1 protein-coding gene is annotated in these 625 nt (G+C 58.4%); it reads right to left on the bottom strand.

What is annotated here, in order from left to right; translation table 11 throughout:
• The coding region (locus KDM41_18440; GenBank protein ID MCB1185404.1) for an ATP-binding protein at nt 1–625 on the bottom strand (625 nt) is incomplete at both ends.

Genomic DNA, 625 nt, shown 5'->3' with positions numbered 1-625 from the left:
AATGATGAAGGGCGAAGCGGCCCCCGGCGGCACGGAGCCGGAGGAGCCGATGATCATGTCTTCGCCTTCCTCGACAATCGTGCATCCGTAGGCGGACAGGATATGGCTCAGAGCATCGCGCTGTAGTTTGCTGTCCAGCGCGATCATTATTGGTAGATAGGAAACTGTGGGCAACGAAGCATCCACTTCAATCGGCAAGCTCAGCTCGACGCGGAACACGCTGCCTTCACCGACCTTGCTCCGTACCGAGATTTCGCCACCCATGGCGGTTACCAGGCGCCGACACACGGTCAGGCCGAGGCCGGTGCCGCCGAAGCGGCGTGTGGTGGTCTGGTCGGCCTGTGAAAAGGCCTCGAAGATGTGGTCAATCTTGTCTTCCGGGATACCGATGCCGGTGTCGCGCACTTCGATGACAAGGGCTGCTTGGTCGGGATCCTCGGAATCGCCTCTGTCTACTGAAATCGTCACGCCACCGGTTTCGGTGAATTTGAGGGCATTGTTCACGAGGTTGGTGATGACCTGATTGAGGCGAGTCGGATCAGCTACAATGCGGGCTGGAACCGAAGGGGCTATGTAGGTCGCGATTTCGAGACGCTTTTCTCTTGCCCTTTCCCAGAACAGACTC

The organism is bacterium, assembly GCA_020440705.1.
Taxonomy (GTDB): domain Bacteria; phylum Krumholzibacteriota; class Krumholzibacteriia; order LZORAL124-64-63; family LZORAL124-64-63; genus JAGRNP01.
The sequence above is the reverse complement of the archived record's forward strand: the minus strand, read 5'-3'. Positions and strand labels throughout refer to the sequence as shown.